Origin of the sequence: Chryseobacterium sp. c4a (assembly GCF_009900745.1) — a bacterium.
In the GTDB taxonomy this organism is placed as follows: domain Bacteria; phylum Bacteroidota; class Bacteroidia; order Flavobacteriales; family Weeksellaceae; genus Chryseobacterium.
Map to the genome: position 1 here is coordinate 108,798 of NZ_WXVU01000015.1, position 20,406 is coordinate 129,203.

At 35.1% G+C, this 20,406-nt stretch carries 13 protein-coding genes; 6 read left to right on the top strand and 7 right to left on the bottom strand.

Features of this window, described 5'->3' with window-relative positions; all coding sequences use genetic code 11:
* Positions 1-72: 72 nt before the first annotated feature.
* From GTR01_RS18290 to GTR01_RS18320, 7 genes are all read right to left on the bottom strand, one after another.
* On the bottom strand, positions 73-237 hold the full coding sequence (locus tag GTR01_RS18290; RefSeq protein ID WP_160139203.1) for a bacteriocin-like protein: 165 nt from the start codon (positions 235-237) through the stop codon (positions 73-75).
* Between the two features lie 94 nt (positions 238-331).
* A complete protein-coding gene (locus GTR01_RS18295; RefSeq protein WP_160139204.1) occupies positions 332-1,840 on the bottom strand; it encodes a vitamin K epoxide reductase family protein in 1,509 nt (502 codons plus the stop codon).
* 180 nt (positions 1,841-2,020) lie between these two features.
* A complete protein-coding gene (locus tag GTR01_RS18300; protein WP_228452281.1) occupies positions 2,021-2,920 on the bottom strand; it encodes a hypothetical protein in 900 nt (299 codons plus the stop codon).
* Positions 2,921-3,587: 667 nt separating this feature from the next.
* Positions 3,588-4,544 carry a DUF3810 domain-containing protein gene (locus GTR01_RS18305; protein WP_317167600.1) on the bottom strand — a complete coding sequence of 319 codons (957 nt, stop codon included), beginning with the start codon at positions 4,542-4,544 and terminating at the stop codon, positions 3,588-3,590.
* A gap of 94 nt (positions 4,545-4,638) precedes the next feature.
* Complete coding sequence (locus GTR01_RS18310) at positions 4,639-6,408, bottom strand: MFS transporter (RefSeq protein WP_160139206.1); 1,770 nt, start codon at positions 6,406-6,408, stop codon at positions 4,639-4,641.
* A 40-nt stretch (positions 6,409-6,448) separates the two neighbouring features.
* Entirely contained in the window at positions 6,449-7,177 is a 729-nt protein-coding gene (locus GTR01_RS18315) for a lysophospholipid acyltransferase family protein (RefSeq protein WP_160139207.1), read from the bottom strand.
* A gap of 3 nt (positions 7,178-7,180) precedes the next feature.
* The gene (locus tag GTR01_RS18320; RefSeq protein WP_160139208.1) at positions 7,181-7,639 is read right to left on the bottom strand and encodes a GtrA family protein; all 459 of its coding nucleotides are present in this window, start codon (positions 7,637-7,639) and stop codon (positions 7,181-7,183) included.
* A 363-nt stretch (positions 7,640-8,002) separates the two neighbouring features.
* On the opposite strand from GTR01_RS18320, the gene GTR01_RS18325 reads away from it, so the two are divergent.
* From GTR01_RS18325 to sprA, 6 genes are all read left to right on the top strand, one after another.
* Positions 8,003-8,266, top strand: a complete 264-nt coding sequence (locus GTR01_RS18325; RefSeq protein ID WP_160139209.1) for a hypothetical protein — start codon at positions 8,003-8,005, stop codon at positions 8,264-8,266.
* Positions 8,267-8,350: 84 nt separating this feature from the next.
* Complete coding sequence (locus GTR01_RS18330; RefSeq protein ID WP_160139210.1) at positions 8,351-9,202, top strand: BadF/BadG/BcrA/BcrD ATPase family protein; 852 nt, start codon at positions 8,351-8,353, stop codon at positions 9,200-9,202.
* 15 nt (positions 9,203-9,217) lie between these two features.
* Positions 9,218-11,503: an NADP-dependent malic enzyme gene (locus tag GTR01_RS18335; protein ID WP_160139211.1), complete on the top strand. Its 2,286-nt coding sequence runs from the start codon at positions 9,218-9,220 to the stop codon at positions 11,501-11,503.
* Positions 11,504-11,697: 194 nt separating this feature from the next.
* On the top strand, positions 11,698-12,501 hold the full coding sequence (locus GTR01_RS18340) for a GLPGLI family protein (RefSeq protein ID WP_160139212.1): 804 nt from the start codon (positions 11,698-11,700) through the stop codon (positions 12,499-12,501).
* Positions 12,502-12,583: 82 nt separating this feature from the next.
* Positions 12,584-13,168, top strand: a complete 585-nt coding sequence (gene ruvA, locus GTR01_RS18345) for a Holliday junction branch migration protein RuvA (RefSeq protein WP_160139213.1) — start codon at positions 12,584-12,586, stop codon at positions 13,166-13,168.
* A gap of 57 nt (positions 13,169-13,225) precedes the next feature.
* Complete coding sequence (sprA, locus tag GTR01_RS18350) at positions 13,226-20,269, top strand: cell surface protein SprA (protein WP_160139220.1); 7,044 nt, start codon at positions 13,226-13,228, stop codon at positions 20,267-20,269.
* Positions 20,270-20,406: the final 137 nt, after the last annotated feature.

A 20,406-nucleotide genomic window follows, 5' to 3' on the forward strand; every position in this document is an offset into this window, starting at 1 on the left:
CATTATAAAATGTCGTCAGTATATGACGGCATTTTTTCTTTATTCAAAATTATAATTCAATGAAATGGAAGGCTAGTAGTAGCACCATTTGTTACACGCATCTACAGCTCCTTCTTTGGGAGGTTTTGTTTTGGATTCACAATAGCTTGCTTCATACTGAATTCTTGCGCATTCTTGAGTGATACCGCCTTTCAGAGTCCTTAGGCTTTCTCTTGAAAGTTTTTTGAGATTTTTCATAATAAATAGTTTTTAGTTTACCTACTCTTTTATAGCTTTTCGGTGGCTGCTTTTATTGTTCCTAATATAGTGAATTTTACATCACAGGTGAAGATTATATTTCTTCATCTTCTATGAGCTCATCTACAAAGAATACGATGTCTTCTCGGTCGTATTTTTCAGGAAACTGATAGCCATTAATGATAAGAATAGGAGTGAAGTTAAGCCCTGCATTACTGTTCTCTATACTCATTTGAATCAATGGATTTAGGTTTTCAGAAGTGGGAACTCCACCAGACAGGGTATTGATCTTATTTTCGTCTCTTGTTTCGAACCATTCTTCTACAGCATGTAGGAATTCTTTTTCCGACTTATTATTATAGATGTGGGTAAGGTCTGAAATTAATGTGTTGTATTTCTCATTGGATCTTTCCGGTGTATAATTGAATCTCATCTGTAGAGAAACATCATCCGGGTATTTCTTTAAAAGACTTTCTGCTAATTTATGGCCATCTTTACAAAAGCCGCAATAAGGATTAGAAATAATAGAAATACGAAGTCTTGCCTCTCTTTTTCCTACTGAAAATGTTTCAGTATCCTGAAATACAATTTGATCTCTTTCTAGTAATTGACTTTTAAATAGTTCATAATTCCTTTTGAATCTAAGATTTTTAGCATTGGATTTTTGAAGCTCTTCTTTTTGTTCAAGCAGCGTATTAAAATACATTACCGCCGAAAAGATAATAGCCCATAAAACGATGGTGAGTAAAAGAGCCCCCACTCCAAAAGAAAGATTCTGGAAGAAAAAAGCACTGATTACTAATTGGCCAACCAGGATAGAGATGATTAAAAGGCAAACTCTACAAAATGTTTTCTCAACAAAAGCCTGGATATATAAAGAATAACCAATTGCTAATACAGAAACAAAAGCAAATCCTTTGATAAGGTAAGCTGTAGCAGGTAAGAATAATCCTAATATTGCTAATCCGGTAAAGTAGATTAGTGAAAAGTCAGAAAACTTTAATCCTAAGATGCTTGTTTTATCTTGTTTAATAATTCTGTCGCAGGAGTTAGCTGTTTGAGTTGCTGTAGCAGCACCGCAAATACTTCCTATGACGCTAGATGTGTTTCCAAATTTTTGATTGAATATTTCCAGTGAAATATAAACACCAGCCAATGAAAGTAGATTGAAAATTGCTTCATAAGGGCTTTGGAATATAAATGAATAGATAAGGATTACAGCAAAAACGGCATATAGGATAGGTTTGAAATTGAATGCTGTTTTATTCTCTGCCTTTTCAGTCTTTTCAAACAGAAGTACAAAATCTGTAGAATTTTTGTAAAGTTCTTCTTTATCTAATGTTTTGGCTTTTTCAGAATAAACGGCATAATTGCTTCCTGATTTTTTTACCAGTGAAAAAGCATTGTCAACAATCGCAATAAATTCTTCAGGAAGCTCGTCCCAATATTCTTTATCAAGTTGATAGGCATCATTCTTTACCCCTAAAAAGTTTAAGGTATCACTAAATGCTAATGCAGACGGATAATTGGGATGTGAATTGAACTGGAAAATAAATTCCTGTTTATCAAGTTTTAGGTAGTTAATTAGTTTATCAAAAATCATATTAATATTTTCATCTAAAATACACAGATGTTTTAAATTAACAAAAGTTTTTTTCTTTTATTGGTGAGATATAAAGATGGGTTGGAGTATTTATTTTAATTTTCAATATTTTAGCTCCGCTCAAATATAAAAAGATTTTTCATCTTACTGCATTTTATAACTTTATCTCTAATGTTTCTTTTATTCTATTGCGATATTAGAATTTTCCATTTTGAGCTTTTTCAGGAAATCCTTTTTGATTGCAGCCGTGTGTTTAAGGCTGGCAAGACCTATACTTCTTCTTTGGCGATCTATGGTAACGGTATCTATTTTTTCTATAAAGCTTCTTCCCATTCCATATTTAGTGGTTTTTCCTGGTGAAAACTTATGTGAATCAACCATCATAGAATAATCGAGTGGAGGACAGTCTCCAGATTTTACATATTCAAAAATTTTTGTTTCCAGATAAGGATAGAGGGTGTTGGAACTTCCCATGTGGCTAACAAGAGTTAGCATAGGAGCGCCTCCTATTTTATCTTTGGAAGGAAATCCTATATTTTCAAAAGTCCATTTGAAAAGGCGAGCATTCTTTTCTATATTTTTTCTTACCAATACAGTATCTTTAGGTCTTCCCAGTTGATCTCTTGTGAAGGCAATTTTAAAAGAATCCACCATTTGTTGGTTAAGATCTTTTTTCCAGTCTGCTATTTTTTGTTGTACTTCTGTGTTATCTATCCCATATTTTTTGAAAAGAGTCAGATATTTTTTATAGCTGTCATGATAAGGAGCTACTAAGGAAATAAGCTGGTATAAACTTTCTTTGCCACCAAAATCTTCATGATACTGATCTGCCAGTATAATATAAGTAGAGAACTCTTCAATCATTTCCTGATTTTTAGGGTCGTATTCGTTAAAGAGTTTTCTATATTCTTGAATGGCTAATTTAGGATTATTAGCGAGTCTGTAAGTACTGTCAATTTCATTGACCTTTTTATAATAAGTAATGTAATTTTTTTTGCAAGAAGATAAAATGAAAATACTAATCATTAATATTGAATTAAGGATTCGATATTTTGAGGTATCTGCAGGTAATCCTTTCATGTCTTGTTATTTTTCAAATATTATATCGCAATGTATGAAAAAAAGTAAATGAATGATTGCTTTTTTAATAGGCTTGGTTTCTTTTTTTAAATTAATTGATTTCTAGTTTTCTACGAGTTTTTGATCAAGTGTCTGCTATCTATGAAGAGATTGTTGGAGGTTGTTCAGGTCATAAATTATCATTTTATCATAAGTGAATAAGATAATGTCTTAGGAAATAAAGCTGAAAAAAGGTTTGTACTCGGGGCAACCAACAGGTAAAAAACGCCAGCTTTTATAGAAACAAAGATTAGAAATATTTTCAATAATCAGGAGAATAACTCTAATTTTTACATTCTAAAAAAACGCAGATAAGTGGAATATTTTATATGTAAGTAAAATTTTCATTTTGTAAATTTTTCTCAGTTTAAGTATAATTTAGGTATTATTTTATGAGTAGATGGGGTACTTGATTGTGATTGGTGTTAATTAGGGTCGAACTCAAAAAAACTTAAAAAATCATAAAGTTTTCATAAAGTTTCAAAAAAGAAATAAAATGTTTTTGTATTTATAAAATATGTCGTATTTTTACATCGCCTTGAATGAGGGAACAAGTCAAGGTAATAAATTTTTTTTCATCATTTGTGTTTTTAGAATCGTATCGCCTGATACGATTCTTTTTTATGTTCTATTTTTCATAGTTTAAGAGGAGATCAATGAAGTAAGAATAAGTAACAGATCCTTCTTGTTGATTGCTTTTCAGGAATACATTGTTGGTAAACCCAAAGAAGTCATCCAGCCAACCCTGGTGTCTGAGTATGAAGCTTTTCTCATAAGCGCGGTCTCTTTTCATTCCCGGAGAATAATTTTGAATAACAGACTTTACAAATTCAGGGTCTTCTTCAACAATAAACCGTAATAGGCTTTTCAAAGTAAAATATTCAGTGCTGTATTTCAAATCCGGATTGTTGGAATGAATTCCTATCAGATATCCGATGAAATTAGCTTCCTGTTCTCTGGCAAAGCCTAATTGATGAGAACTTTCATGAGCGGTGGTAAAAGGAATGAAAGTATGAGGTAATTTGGAATTATACTGTGCTTCCGCAGTAAAAGGATTATAGTATCCTAAGATACCCGTGAAGTTCATTACATTTTTAAATAAACTTGGCTTTATAGAAAGTATCTGAGTAACTTTTTTATTGGAAATATATTGTGGAAGGCGGGTCTGTTGGAAAAGGATTTCCTGTTGTACAGCCTTTAGATTGGTAACAACAAAGATCCCGTTATGGTCTTCATGTACCAATGTACGAGTGGCTTTACATTTTTCAAGATATTGCAAGGCTAGTTTCTTTGCTCTATTGAGTTCAGGTGGATCTTGTCGGGAAAGTTTTTTAATGATTGGAGTCTGAAAATAAAGCATTCCCCAGAATATCTGGTAAGTAAAGTAAAAGATATTTACAATGATAAGAATTCTCAGTAGGGAAGTACTTCTGTTTGTTTTCTTATATAAGGCAATAAGGCTGTATAAAAGGATAATTCCAAGTAGAATATAGATGATATCACCTATTGAAAAAGGAAGCCAGCTAAAGACTGTCTGATGTATTTTCTTTTGAAATTCAAAAAACTCTTCAAAAAAAGAGATCATCAGTAAAGATTTCGAAAAACTATAAAACAAAAGAAATTGGGCAAGTAAAACACCTGCCCAAAATCTCTTCTTCTTATATATATGTAATGTATTGTTAGTGTGCACCTTCAGATTCTAAAACGTCTACGTTAATTCCTTGTCTAAATAAAGATTTTTTAGCCAAATAAGCAAATAAAGTAATATACACAAAACACAGTACAGGAATGATGTAAGAACTGTGGATTCCTATGATATCAGAAAGTTTACCCTGAAGTGGTGGGATAATCCCTCCACCAAGAATCATCATTACAAGGAATGCTGATCCTTGAGCAGTATACTTTCCTAAACCTGTAATAGCTAATGTAAAAATAGATGGCCACATGATACTACAAGCAAGACCTCCGGAAAGGAATGCATAAATAGCCACATTTCCTGTTGTTAATAATCCGGTAATCATTGCGGCTGTACCAAATAATCCAAAAATAATAAGCGTTACGGCAGGTTTATTTTTGCTGATCAAGAATAAGATAACCTGAATTGCAACACAAACAGCGTAGAAATATAGGTGAGACATATCTTTTTGAGCGATCGTATTGATTCCAATAATCACAGAAAAAGCGATGAAAGGGACAATGATAGTTGCAATGGTTTGTTGTTGTTTATTCAGATTGAAAACCGCAATAGCACCCGTCCATCTACCAATCATTAAACTTCCCCAATACATGGAAATGTAAGGAGCAAGATCCGAAGATTGATGCCCTCCGAATTCCGGCATACTTAAAAGTTCTCCCAGGTTACTTCCAATGGCAACTTCCACCCCCACATAAGCAAGAATGGCAATCATTCCCAATACAAGCTGTGGATACTTCATAGCACCCCAGCCTTCAGCATTTTTCTTGGCACTTGAGTTTGCAAACACAAGAGACACAATAACAACAAGTAATGCGCCTCCCAGGTACATCATTCTTTTCTTTTCTAAAGGATGTTTGATGGTTTCCAATTCAGCCTTTTTATCTGCAACATGTTGTTTAAGCTCTGTAATTTTTACAGCATCAGTTTCTTTTTCAAGTGTTTTATCTAATACCGTAATTTCATTGCCTAAAGTTTCAATACTTTTAGCTTCATCAGAATTGTAGCTGCTGAATACCGGAATAAAGAAAAGAATAACAAGAGCAGTCATTGCGATCAAAGTTTTTCTTGCTTTTCCTGCTTTTTCCATAGGTTCAGTAGAAATTCCATCAGGAAGTTTCTTGGAAAAGTAAAAAATCCCTGCAGCAATAAGGAAAAGAGCTCCTACAGCGGTGTAAAGAAGGATTACCTTGTCCAGTGCAAGATGTTTAATCTGATCGTCATCTACTGTAGCTGTAGTTCCGAAAAGCGCTAAACCAACGATAATGGGCCCAATAGAGGTTCCAAAAGAATTGATTCCTCCTGCAAGGTTCTGTCTGCTGGCTCCGGTTTTAGGATCTCCCAGTAATACGGCAAAAGGATTCGCAGCAGTCTGCTGGATTGAAAAACCTAATGCTACCACAAAGAGCCCAATAAGCATCCCATAATATACATTGCTTTTAACGGCAATGATCATGATAGCGGCACCAAGGGCAGAGAGCAGTAGCCCATAAACAATACTCTTTTTGTAGCCCCATTTTCCGATAATATCAATTCCTTTTATAGTACTGAATATAAAAAGCAACAATGCTCCCAGGAAATAAGCAGTATAAAAAGCAAAATCTATTAACTGTGACTGAAACTGGTCGAGAGAAAAATAGTTTTTACAAAAAGGGATGAAAATACTATTGCCGGCAGCAATAAACCCCCAGAAAAAAAATACAAGTACAAGTGTGTACAGCGCCGGGTAATTAGTCGGCTGGTTGGTTTTTGACATATTTTATTGAAAATTTCGCAAACAAATATAACTATTTCTTTTAAATGGAATGCTCCGTCAAGGTTTTTTTAATTACTTGATAAGCCTCTGCTTTTAAGTCTTTTGGAGAATCAGTAGGCTCTATAATTCCATTGAAATAGACTTTTACTTTTCCTGGATAGCCTTTGGAGCTGTCAAAAGGAAACATTTCTTTAAGCCCGATGAAGGTATAGACAGCAATAGGAGAGTTGTGTTTTGAAGATAACATAAATGCACCGTCCTTAAAGTCATCCAAGATGATGGACGTGTCATCGGGTACTCCACCTTCAGGAAAAATGGCAATACTGTTGCCTTCTTCCATTTTCTCGGCACAGCGGCGGTACACATCAGCACGGCTTTTTGCACTAGCCCTGTCTACCATGACACATACTCTTTTATAAATGGTTCCAAAAATAGGAATCTTAACCAGTTCTTTTTTTCCTACAAAACAAATGGGATGGTGAGGAAAAAGGATGCAGGTGAGCATGATGTCCATGATCGAAGTATGATTCGAAATAAAGACATATTCTTTGCTTTTGTCTTTCTCTTGTTCAGAAAGTTTGATGAGATCATACCTGAAGCCCATTCCGTAAAACATTCCGAAGCACCATAGTCGGACGAACTTATAAGCATATCTGTAATGCTTTTTATTAAAGGATAAAATATAAACGGGAATCCCAAGAGTGATTGTTAAAACAAATGCTAATAACAATAGCCAGAATCTCCAGAGATAATTTAAAATTTTTGTCACAGTCTAACCGTTAAAAATTACTTTCTTCTTTACCGAATAGTTAAGAATGGAAACCAATAGGATGGCTGCAATCTTACTGGTCATTTCCGGACTCAAGGTATAAAAAATTAAATTGATATTATCTTTAAATATAAAACTGTAAAATACCTGAAAAAAACCAAGACTGAATAAAGTAGAGATAAAAGAGACCATCATAAAATAAACGAACTCTCTTTTCTTAGAATGTTTTCCTCTTTCAAAAACAAACCAGATGCTCAGAAAATAATTACTGATAATCCCACAGCTGGTAGAAAAAATATTACTTAAAGGGTAATGTATACCATGAAAGTTGGTTTCTTTGGCAAAGATATGAGGAAGGTAAGTACTAAATATTTTAAAGCTGCCAATCTCAACAATAGCACTCAATCCTCCTGCAATGATGAAGAATAAAACCTGTTTCTGGCGTATGAGTATTTCTTTCATTTAATTAATATAAAAACTAAAAATATATCTTATATTGTATTGGATACTAGAATGTTTTATAAGCAAAACAATAGAAGTTTCCTAAAGTCCTTTGTATTCATAATGGTTTTCAGGCATTCAAAATAAATAGGCTTTACAATATGGATATGCAAATTTATAACTATATGTTAAACACTGAAAAAAGTTGTTAAAATATTTTTTTAAATAAAAATTATTTCTAATTTTAATAAACAGAATGATGTCCCTATAACCTGATAATAAATTCATTTTCAAACCTTTGTGAAATGGTTTTTTCTATCTTGTAATGCGTGGTTGAAAGCATACTACTCTAATTTTTATGATCCAATTGATAACAATATTTGTATGAAACGTCAAAACAAATACAGAAAATTCCAGCTTCAACAAAAAAATATTGAAGCTCTTGAAAAAGAAAACTCCCGCTTCAAACGAGTGTATTCTGAATACGAAAATATGTCTAACGAACTTTGGAACCTCGAAAACTCCAATGGTGAACCCGTTCCCGACGATTTTATCAATGCTATGGTGCTACAGGCATCTTATCTTGAAGATGAAATTGAAGATTGGCTTTTACAATTCAACGAAACAAAAACCAAGATTAAACATTAATGATTTTAGACAGCTTCCAGATTGTTTTAAATGCTAATTGAAGATAAATTCATAATTTAGCACCCTTAAATTAAATTCTAAAATATGGTTGCTATTGTAGATAGTGGTTCTACTAAATCGGATTGGGTAATCCTTGATGACTTCAAAAAGGTTTTTCTGAAAACTGAAACCATCGGCTTTAATCCGAATTTTATCAATAGGGAGCTTATCGCTCCTGAAATACAGAAGAACAGCAACCTGATATTAGTAAAGAATTCAATCACTAAAGTCTTTTTTTATGGCTCAGGATGTGGCGTGGAAAAAAACCGCGAAACCATCGAAGTTGAGCTTAAGAAAGTGTTTGGAAAGGCTGAAATCATTGTAAAAGAAGATTTAATGGCTGCAGCTTATGCTGCTTATAAAGGAAAACCTGCAATCGTGTGCATTTTAGGCACAGGATCAAACTCTTGTTATTTTGATGGTAAAGATTTAAAAATAGAATTGCCATCCCTTGGATTCCTGATCGGAGATGAGGGAAGCGGAAGCGCGATCGGAAAACAGCTGGTGCGCAGGTATTTCATGAAAAAACTTCCTGCAGATCTTCAAAGTGAATTTGAGGCAGATTATAAACTTACTATAGAAGATGCATTGAAAAATATGTATCACGCTCCAAGACCAAATGCTTATTTAGCTGATTTCAATAAGTTTGTTGTAGAAAGAAAGGATCACCCTTACTTTGTAAACATGGTTTTCGAAGAAATGAAAAGCTTTTTCGAATATCAGGTTATGCCTTATCAAGAGGCCAATGATGCTGAAATCAACTTTATTGGCTCTATTGCTTATTATTACGAAAATATTTTACGCTCTGTAGCGGAAGAACTAAATTTAAATGTGGGACATGTTGTTCAGAAACCAATTGAAAGCTTAGTAGATTACCACATTAAATATATACTCTAACAAAAAATAAAACTTATGTCAAGTAACAACAATCGCGACGAGAAGAACTTTAGTCAGGCCGCGTTAGATTATCATAAAGCAGAACCCAAAGGGAAAATCGAAGTTATACCATCCAAGCCACACTCATCTCAAAGAGATTTATCACTGGCCTATTCTCCAGGAGTAGCGGTTCCTTGTATGGAAATCCACGATAAACCTGAAACAGTATACGATTATACAGGAAAAGGAAACCTGGTTGCTGTAATTTCTAATGGTACTGCGGTACTTGGACTAGGAGATATCGGTGCAGAAGCATCTAAGCCGGTAATGGAAGGGAAAGGACTGTTGTTTAAAATTTTCGCCGATATCAACGTTTTTGATATTGAGATCGATGAAAAAGATCCTGATAAATTTATCGAGATTGTAAAAGGAATTGCTCCTACATTCGGAGGGATCAACCTTGAAGATATTAAAGCTCCTGAAGCATTCTATATTGAACAAAGATTAAAAGAGGAATTAAATATTCCTTTGATGCATGATGATCAACATGGGACAGCTATTATTTCTGCTGCTGCATTGATCAATTCATTACAGATTGCCAATAAGGATATCGATAAAGTAAAAATGGTAGTAAATGGAGCTGGAGCAGCTGCTATTGCTTGTACCAAGCTTTATATCTCATTAGGATTGAAAAAAGAAAACGTCCTGATGTGCGACAGTAAAGGAGTAATCAATCATAAGAGAGAAAACCTTACTCCTGAAAAATTAGACTTCATCGCTCAAACAGATATTGAAACATTAGAAGATGCTGTAAAAGGATCTGATGTCTTCGTAGGATTATCCAAAGGAAATGTGATGACTCCTGAGATGTTGCTAAGCATGGGTGAGAATCCTATTGTGTTTGCTTTGGCGAACCCAGATCCTGAAATTGCTTATGATCTTGCTCTTGCAACCCGTAAAGATGTAATCATGGCAACAGGAAGAAGTGATTATCCTAACCAGGTAAATAACGTATTAGGATTCCCTTATATCTTCCGTGGTGCATTAGATGTTCAAGCTACAGGAATTAACGAAGAAATGAAACTGGCTGCAGTACATGCTATTGCTGATCTGGCAAAAGAACCAGTGCCAGAAGCTGTAATTCTTGCTTATAATGTTCAGAGTTTACAATTCGGAAGAGAGTATTTTATCCCAAAACCGTTTGACAACAGATTGATTACAAAAGTGTCAAGTGCGGTTGCAAAAGCAGCTATTGAAAGTGGTGTTGCAAGAAAAGCAATTACTGATTTTGAAGAGTACGAGCACCAGCTTTTGGATAGAATGGGTAGAGATGAGAGATTGGTAAGAATGATGCAGAGCCGTGCAAAATCTAACCCAAAAAGAATTACCCTTGGAAATGCTGAAGAATACAATGTATTGAAAGCTGCTCAGATTCTTTATGAAGAAGGGATTGCTTATCCAAGCCTTTTAGGAGATAAAAAATACATCAAACAGCAGATGGAACGTTACGGAATTAATCTGGATGTTCCAATCATTGATCCAAGTGATGATGATCAAAAAGAAAACAGAAAGAAATATAGAGAAACACTTTGGAAACTTCGTCAGAGAAAAGGAATGAACGAGTACAAAGCTAAGAGATATGTTCGTCAGAGAGATTATTTCGGGCCACTAATGCTGAAGCATGGTGATACTGATGGGCTTATCGTTGGATTCTCTAAAAATTATACTTCCGTATTACGTCCTATTTTAGAAGTGATTGAAAAAGATAAAGGAGTAGATAAAGTAGCGGCAATGATGATGATCTTGTCTGAAAAGAAACCTATTTTCTTCGCAGATACTTCTATCAACCAAAACCCTACAGCTGAAGACTTAGTGAATATTGCTAAAATGGCAGAATTTACAGTGAAATCTTTTGCTATCGAACCAAGAATTGCAATGCTTGGATTTGAAAATTTTGCTGCCATCTCTGAAACTTCTAAAAAAGTAGCTAAAGCAGTAAGTATTCTTCATGAGAAATATCCTAAAATGATTGTTGATGGAGAAATCCAACCGGATTTTGCAATGAATGCAGATCATTTAAGTGATTATCCTTTCTCTAAACTGGGAACAACTCCGGCGAATACATTCATCTTCCCGAATCTTGAAAGCGCTAACCTTTCTTACAAAATTCTAAGAGGAATGAAAGTGGCACAGGTTATCGGCCCAATCCTAATGGGATTAAAACAGCCGGTACACGTTCTTCAAATGCGTTCAAGCGTAGATGAAATCGTAAACCTTGCAACAATTGCTGTTCTTGACGCGCAGAGAAGAGAGAAAAAGTAATTTGATTGAACTTATTATACAAAAGCACCTTGATAAAAGGTGCTTTTTTTGTTGATATAGTGATAACATCGGTTTATTTTATATCAGTTGGTATAGCTAATGATGGTTTTATTATCTTTAAGGTCAATGTATAGTGAAATAACCTTGCTTTTATACTGTTAAAAGAGAGGAAAGTAAAACTAATAATCTGATATATGCAATTGAAAACGTTCATAGCAATTCTGCTTTTCTTATGCACTCAAAATTTTTATTCTCAGGATATGAGAATAGATTATAATCTTGTCTATAAAGAAGACACATTAAGTTCTGAAACAATATCCAAAAAAATGGTGCTCCTCGTTCAGGATGGAGAATCCAGATTTTGTACAGAAAAACAATATCAGGTAGACTCTCTGAGAAGTACTGGCTTTAAAGGTTTTGCTATGACAGATCATGTTTTTGATGTAGTAAAGGATAAGCAGAATAGAAGTTCGAGATATTACTACCTATTATCCGATGTATATAAACTGACAGACCCCGCACAATTGGATTGGAAAATAGAGAAAGAGGTTGCTAAAAAATATGGTTATAACTGCCAAAAAGCAACATTGAACTATAAAGGAAGGGATTGGGAGGCTTGGTTTACACAGGATATTCCATTGCAGGAAGGCCCCTATGTCTTCAAAGGATTACCAGGGCTGATTGTGGAGATGGAAGATAAAAGCAATTCCTATAAATTTTCCTTTTCAGGGTTGAAAAAAGACTTTCACAAAATGGACATTGAAGGGTTTAGCTCTAAGCCCATGGAAATATCAAGGAATAATCTTAAAAAAGCAATGCTGGACTATTATAATGATCCGTTTCGTGAAATGAAAACCGGAAATGTGAAGGCAAAATTTAAGGATCAGAAAGGAAATGACATAGAACCTAATTTTAAGGAAATGACAAAAAATACTCAATCTTTCCTAAAAAAGAACAACAATCCGATAGAATTATCAGAAGCGATTAAATATCCATAGTCGTTAAAAACAATTTATTTTAACCTTTAATGCTGTATTTGGAGGTTAAATTTTTATATTTGGGGAGTTTCAAAAATTAATAATGATATTTTCTTTACAAGGTACTGTTCAAGAACTTACACCTACCTATGCAGTAATCAACGTACAAGGCGTTGGATACTATGTTGGGATCAGCTTAATGACCTCACAGACACTTACTTTAAATCAACAAACTGTTTTATTTATCCAGCAGATTATTCGTGAAGATGCTCACCTTTTGTTCGGCTTTAACACTCGTTCGGAAAAAGAGATGTTCAATTTGTTAATAAGCGTTAATGGAGTAGGAGCAGTTTCTGCCCTTATTTTATTATCCACATTAAGCCTTGATGAGATTGCTTCCAGCATCCTTTCGGGGAATAGTGCACTGATTCAGAAGGCTAAAGGAATCGGGGCTAAAACAGCAGAGAGAATTATTGTTGATCTTAAGGATAAAGTACAGAAATTCAGTGGTCCAGCAGAGAATATTTCAACGCTGGTGAATAATAAAATCAAGGATGAAGCGTTATCTGCATTAGAAGTTTTAGGAATTCCTAAGCGAACGAGCGAGAAGATGGCGGATAAGATCTTAAAACAAAATCCAGACCTCTCCGTTGAAGAATTGGTTAAACAAATTTTAAAAAACATTTAACATTTGGTGGCAAATAATAAGCATTTTAAAATATTTTTGTTCCTGTCGTTCCTCTGTATGTCTGTGAGTGCTTTTGCACAACAGGCGAAAGACACCACGATCATACGAAAACAATATGAAGTGGCAGATCCTACAAGGTACGAAGCCTATTTCGATATAAAAACCGGCATGTATTATGTATATCCCAAAATTGGAAATACCATTACAGGCCCTCCAACAGCCATGTCCCCGGAAGAGTATAAAGAATATGTACTCGCTCTCCAGACAAGGGCATATTATAAGGAGAAATCGGAAAAATATAACCTCCTTTTCAGAAAAGACAGAAGTGATGCCAGAAAGAAGGGTCTTATTCCTTCAGTGATGATCAACAACAAATTGTTTGAGACCCTGTTCGGAGGAAACAAAATAGAGATCATTCCTTCCGGATATGCATCCATAGATTTCGCAGGACTTTACCAAAAAATAGATAACCCGCTGATCCTTCCACAGAATAGGACCAGCTTTACTTTTGATATAGACCAGAGAATTCAGCTAGGATTATTAGGAAAGGTAGGAGAGAACCTTCAATTAAAAGCCAATTATGATACTCAGAGTGGTTTTGCCTTTGAAAACAGAATGAACCTTGTGTGGCAGGCAAAAGGAAGCTGGAAAGATCTTCAAAGTAAAGGGCTAGGCAATGTAGATAAACCCAATGAAGGCGGAGAAGATAAAATTATTAAAAGAGTTGAGTTCGGTAACGTAAATATGCCGCTTTCAACCAGTCTGATCCGTGGTTCACAATCATTGTTTGGGGTAAAGACTGAATTTCAGTTAGGAAAAACTTTTGGAACCGTTGTTCTTTCTCAACAACAAGGAGAAGCCAGAAATATTGTAGTACAAGGAGGTGGAGTAATGAATAATTTTAAAGTGAGTGCCAACGATTATGAAGAGAATCAGCACTACTTTTTAGGACATTACTTTTTGGATAAATATGATAATGCGTTACTCAATTATCCACAGATCAATTCCACCATTAATATCACAAGGCTTGAAGTTTGGGTATTGGATCAAGGGAATACGAACCTTGCCTACCAGAAAGGAATTATTGGAATCAGAGACCTGGGTGAAGGAGGCGGAACATTACCTGATAACTCATTAAATAATCTCTATAATGATATTTCATCGGCAGTAGGGACTAGAGAAGCTGGTAAGAATTATGAGGCAACCCTTCAAGGAAAAACTTTTACAGGAAGTACAACACCTTACACCAACGGAGAACATTTTATCTTTAATAGCAAAGCCAGAAAGTTAAATGCGAATGAATATGTCTTCCAGCCCCAATTGGGATATATATCCTTAAACCAGAAACTTAATGATCAGCAGCTTTTGGCTGTATCATATTCATATACAGTCAATGGGAGCAGTAAAGTATACAAAGTAGGTGAGTTTTCAGAGGAAAGCCCTATTCTTATTACTAAAGTATTGAAAGTTAACAACAGTGTAGATACCAATTCTCCTATGTGGGATCTGATGATGAAGAACGTTTATTCTTTGGATGCAGGACAGGTATCTCCTGATGGATTTATTCTTAATGTTTATTATAAAGATCAGAAAACAGGAGGTAAGGTAAATTATCTTCCGGATACCCCTGTTAAAGATGTAAACCTATTGAAATTGCTGAATTGGGATCGTCTTAATATGAATGGCGATATTCAGAATAATAAAGACGGTACCAAAGGAGATGGAATCTTTGACTTTGTAAATGGAATTACCGTAAGACCGGAAACAGGAAGAATTATCTTTACTAAAGTACAGCCATTCGGGGACTATATGCAACAGGTATTAGGAAGTAATGATCCTCAATACGTTTTCCATGATCTATATGATCAAATAAAACCTACGGCAGGCCAAACTCCGGTTCCTCAACGTTATACTATTGAAGGTCGTTATAAAGGAGTACAAGGACAAGGTATTTCGCTGGGTGCGGTAAATGTTCCTCAGGGATCTGTAAAGGTTTCTGCCAATGGAGTACAACTTTCCGAAGGGGTAGACTATACTGTGGATTACATGCTGGGAACAGTAACGATCATTAATGAAAATGTAAAACAGTCTGGGCAGGCCATCAATATTTCATTAGAAAATCAGCTTACATTTAATACCCAAAGAAAAAGATTCTTAGGATTAAACTTGGAAAGAAGATTCAATGAACATTTTATTTTAGGCGGAACAGTTATTAATTATTCAGAATCTCCACTTACCCAAAAAGTAAATTATGGGCAGGAAGCTGTTAACAATACAATGGCGGGGATTAATATGATGTACAATAATCAGGCTCCTTATCTTACAAGATTTACAGATAAACTCCCATTAATAAAAACTGAGGCTCCATCTAATATCAACTTTAAAATGGAAGCGGCATATCTTATTCCTGGATTGAATAAGTCTACCAATAGCCAGTCTTATATTGATGATTTTGAGCAGACTACTTCTAAAATATCTTTAAAGGAACCTGCAGCATGGAGTTTAGCATCAAGACCTGAAAAAAATTCAGCACCTCCTTTTAATATACCTCCTACAAGTGATGACTTAACGAGTGGATATGGAAGAGGGTTATTATCATGGTATAATATTGACCCAAGATTTTGGGGAATTGGAGGTAAGGCTCCTGGAGGAATTACACCACAATCTGTATCTAACCATGCTTCAAGAAGAGTATTACTTTCAGAAATCTATAATAACAGGGATTTTGTAGCAGGAGATCAAACCTATACCAACACTTTTGATATTTCCTTCTATCCTAAAGAAAAAGGGCCCTATAACGTTAATGCAGCAACAGAACAGGCAGCCAGTAGATGGGCGGGTATTATGAGACCTATTAGTGTACCGAACTTTGTAAGTTCAAACATTGAATATGTTGAGTTCTGGATGATGGATCCTTATGCTGATGGGAATCAGCTGGGAACTAACCCTAAATTATTATTACACTTAGGGAATGTATCTGAAGATATTCTTAAAGATGGGAAAATGTTGTACGAAAACGGTCTTCCTGCTCCGGGATCAGCGCCAGCTACAACGGTTTCCAATTGGGGAGTACAGCCTAAGCAGCCACCTATTTTATATGCATTCTCTACAGAAGGTGACGGAAGAAGAGCTCAGGATGTTGGATATGATGGTTTGAGTTCAGATCAGGAAGCCATGAGATTCGGAAATACTTTTGTAAATCCAGTAACCAATATTGTTGACCCTGCAGTGGATGACTTTGTTTTCTATTTATCCGATAAATTTACAGGAAGCCAAGCTGCTTCTCTTGTTGAGCGTTATAAGTATTTCAGAAACCCGGATGGAAACTCAGAAGCCAATTCACTGAATGTAGCTTCACAGACTCCTGATGCTGAAGATATCAACAGAGATTATAACCTGGATCAGATTGAAAGCTATAATGAATACCCAATAAGATTAGACCAGGCCAGCCTTGGATTAGGAACAGGTAATAATATCGTTGATGTGAAAACGGTAAAGGCAGCTTTCCTGAACGGGCAAACTGCTGATGTAAAATGGTATTTGTTCAGAATACCGGTTTCCAATTTTGATACACAACAAGGAACTCACAGCCCAACGGTACTTAATAATGTAAGATTTGCAAGATTAATGCTTACAGGTTTTGAAAATACTTCTACATTGAGATTTGGTACGATGGATCTTGTAAGATCAGACTGGAGAAAGTATCCTAAAAATTTAGCGGTTTATTCAAATGCAGAATTAGACCCGGCTCAGAATGAAGGGGCAGCAGAGGATATTGAAATCGGAAAGCTTGAGATAGGTAGTGTAAATATAGAAGAGAATGCTCTTAATCAACCTCCTTATGTATTGCCTCCTGGAATTGATAGACAGGTATTAAGCGGAAATGCTGGAGCACAAAGACAGAATGAGGCCTCTTTATATATGAATGCTAAAGACCTGAAACCAGGTAAAGCACAAGGGGTATTCAAAAACACGACTTTAGATATGAGAAGATATAAAAAGCTAAAGCTTTTTGTGCATGCTCATGAGCCATTAGGAAGAGTAATTGGTCTAGACAAACAAACCAAATTGTTTATTCGTTTCGGAAACGATGCTACGGATAACTATTATGAATATGAAGCGTCTTTGAAACTGACTTCAACTTCTGCAACAGCTCCTATGGAAATCTGGCCAATGGAAAATGAAGTGAATCTTGATATCCAGAATTTTGTAGATGCCAAGATAAGGAGAGATAAAATCTATGCTGATAAAATCACTCAAAGATTCATGGATCCAGCTTTTGATCCGGGAGATAACTATAAAAGAATCTATATCAAAGGACGTCCAAGTTTAGGAAATGTGACAACCATTATGATTGGTATTAAGAATGGAATACCTAGAGATGAATCAGGAGTATCTATAGATAGAATTTTATGGGTTAATGAAATGCGTCTTTCTGATATTGAAAATGATGGTGGATATGCAGGAAATGCGAGCTTAAACTTCAACTTGGGAGATTTTGCAACCGTTAATACCAATGCTTCTTATACTTCAGTAGGATTTGGAAATATTGACTCTAAACCAGCGGAAAGAACTCAGTCTACTCAATCAGCATTCAGTATTAATACAATGGTGAATGTAGATAAGCTTTTGCCTGAAAAGACAGGAGTAAAGATTCCATTGAACTATTCTTATTCACAAACCATCGAAGATCCAAAGTATAATCCTTTGGATACCGATGTTGAATTTAGTAAAGCTCCAAACAAAGAGCAGCTTAAAAAAGTGGCAAGAACATATACACAACAAAGAAGTATTGGTGTTGTTAATATGCGTAAAGAAAGAGTCAATCAAAATAAAAAAACGAAGTTCTATGATATTGAAAACGTTTCAGTAACTGCGGTGTATAATGATGATTATTTCAGAGATATTTATACTAAAAGAAATTACAGACAGTATCTGAGAGGTTATGTTGATTACAATTATACCTTTAAACCATGGGTGATCAAGCCTTTCAATAAAATGATCAGCGATACCGCAAAATCTACTAAATATTTGAGATGGGTAAAAGAATTCAATATCAATCCTATTCCAACAAGATTATCTTTCAGAACAGAGATTGACAGAAACTACAGTGAACTAGAATTTAGAAATATTGAAGCCATTCTAGGTGGAAATACTAGTGGAGATATGAATGCTATCAGAAATAGAAACTTCTACTTCGGGTGGCAGTATGGGTTAGGATTCAATTTTACAAAGTCATTAAAACTGGAAATTAATTCTGCTACAAGAACACTTAATGATAACATCGATGTAAATACGATGGATAATAAAGCGATTTTCGGGAATGTATTCAGAGCAGGTAGACCTGTATTGTATAATCACAGAGCACAATTGAATTATAAACTTCCGTTCCAGTATCTTCCACTTCTGGATTTTATTGATGCAGAAGTAGGATACGGATTTACCTATAACTGGAATGCAAGGTCTACGGCCTTACTTGCAAGCCCAGAAGGAAGTTTAGGATCCATAGGACAGAATACCAATGTAATTCAGGCTACTGCAACAGCAGATATTCCGAAATTCTTTGGACAATTTAAGTATTTCAAAGATATTAACGCTAAGCTTCAGAAGCGTAAGCAGGAAATGGATTCCCTGAACAATGTATATACAAAGCAATGGGAAAAGAACAGATACAAATACAAGCATTATAAATTCAAAAATAAGCTTACTGTACTTCAAAGTGCTGCATTCTTCCTGACTTCATTCAAGCAGTTGGATGTAAGCTATACGGAGAATAATGGTACTGTACTTCCTGGGTTATTGTCAGCTCCAAACTGGTATGGTGCTGGTCAAACATTAGGTGGACCTACAATTGGATTCCTTTTGGGATCTCAGGCAGACATCAGAAGAACAGTAATGGAGAATGGCTGGGTGAGTGACTCTCGTTTTATGACAGATGCCTATGTAAGAATGTCTACCAGAGAATTGCGTGCCAATTTGCAGATGATGCCGATGAATGATTTGAGGATAGATCTTAACGTATTACATAATTTCAACAGTAATTTCACCCATACAGGGTTTAATTACGTCAATGGAGGAGTGCCGGATCCTAATTTTACATTTGCAACGGATATGGTGACTTACTCGAACTCTACCATGCTTCTTAAATCATCATTCAAAGATGGTGCAGCAGTGTATCAGTCAATCAGAGAAAATGCAATGAAGCTTTCACAACAGTTGGGTGGGCCAAATGCTGAAATAGGAAATGACGGATTTGCTAAACATTATAGTATAGCTAATGCTTATGTATTAATTCCTGCATTCAGAGCTGCTCTTGAAGGGAAATCTGTTTCTCCGATAGGCAACCCTAAAAAATCAGGAATACCATTGCCAAACTGGAGAATTACCTATTCGGGATTAAAGAATATTCCAATTATTAGTGGGCAGTTTACAAAATTTGATATCCTGCACGGATATACCGCTACCTATACGGCAACAGGAATTCAAAGTAATATTGATTATCATGCTAACCCTACCGGATATTATCAAACAGTAGATGATGCAGGTAATATTAAAGTGAATGATGGAGATAAGATCAATCCTTATACCTTCTCTCAGGTAGGATATGTAGAATCTTTTTCACCACTTCTTGGGATAGATGTTACCATGAGAAACAATATGCAGTTTGGATTGCAATACAACAAAAACCGAATGATGGTATTAGGATTAGTAAACCATACCCTGACTGAAGATTCCAATACAGAATATGTAGTAAGATTAGGATATATTGTTCGTAACTTCAGATTAGGTACAGCTAATGTGAGAGGAAGAGGAACAAGAGGAAAAGGCAGTGACCTTAATATCAGAGGAGATATTTCACTAAGAGATAGTAAAACTTCCATTATGAATATTCTGTTGAATGATTCGCAGATTACAGGAGGACAAAGACTTCTTAACATTAAGCTTTCTGCAGACTATAATGTCTCCGAAAACTTAAACCTGAGAGTGTTCTACGAACAGATGACCTCAAAGTATAAGATCTCAACAGCCTTCCCACTGTCTACGATCAGAGCAGGTATTTCCGCAACATTTACCTTCGGAGATTCCGGCGGTGGATTCTAGGAGAAAGATAACAGCTATTTTTATAATATTTAGATACCCCCAAAAAGTTTTAAACTTTTTGGGGGTATTAGTTTTTAAGAATTTAAAGGCTTAAATAACTATAGAAAGAATTATAATACGACAGTTTTTGTCGTAAT

What these genes read in the sequence shown, in the direction of transcription:
- GTR01_RS18325 (WP_160139209.1), top strand. Translation starts at nt 8,003, where the DNA reads ATGAAACGTCAAAACAAATACAGAAAATTCCAGCTTCAACAAAAAAAT.
- GTR01_RS18310 (WP_160139206.1), bottom strand. Translation starts at nt 6,408, where the DNA reads ATGTCAAAAACCAACCAGCCGACTAATTACCCGGCGCTGTACACACTT.
- sprA (WP_160139220.1), top strand. Translation starts at nt 13,226, where the DNA reads ATGTCTGTGAGTGCTTTTGCACAACAGGCGAAAGACACCACGATCATA.
- GTR01_RS18335 (WP_160139211.1), top strand. Translation starts at nt 9,218, where the DNA reads ATGTCAAGTAACAACAATCGCGACGAGAAGAACTTTAGTCAGGCCGCG.
- GTR01_RS18300 (WP_228452281.1), bottom strand. Translation starts at nt 2,920, where the DNA reads ATGAAAGGATTACCTGCAGATACCTCAAAATATCGAATCCTTAATTCA.
- GTR01_RS18340 (WP_160139212.1), top strand. Translation starts at nt 11,698, where the DNA reads ATGCAATTGAAAACGTTCATAGCAATTCTGCTTTTCTTATGCACTCAA.
- GTR01_RS18330 (WP_160139210.1), top strand. Translation starts at nt 8,351, where the DNA reads ATGGTTGCTATTGTAGATAGTGGTTCTACTAAATCGGATTGGGTAATC.
- ruvA (WP_160139213.1), top strand. Translation starts at nt 12,584, where the DNA reads ATGATATTTTCTTTACAAGGTACTGTTCAAGAACTTACACCTACCTAT.
- GTR01_RS18295 (WP_160139204.1), bottom strand. Translation starts at nt 1,840, where the DNA reads ATGATTTTTGATAAACTAATTAACTACCTAAAACTTGATAAACAGGAA.
- GTR01_RS18290 (WP_160139203.1), bottom strand. Translation starts at nt 237, where the DNA reads ATGAAAAATCTCAAAAAACTTTCAAGAGAAAGCCTAAGGACTCTGAAA.
- GTR01_RS18320 (WP_160139208.1), bottom strand. Translation starts at nt 7,639, where the DNA reads ATGAAAGAAATACTCATACGCCAGAAACAGGTTTTATTCTTCATCATT.
- GTR01_RS18305 (WP_317167600.1), bottom strand. Translation starts at nt 4,544, where the DNA reads ATGATCTCTTTTTTTGAAGAGTTTTTTGAATTTCAAAAGAAAATACAT.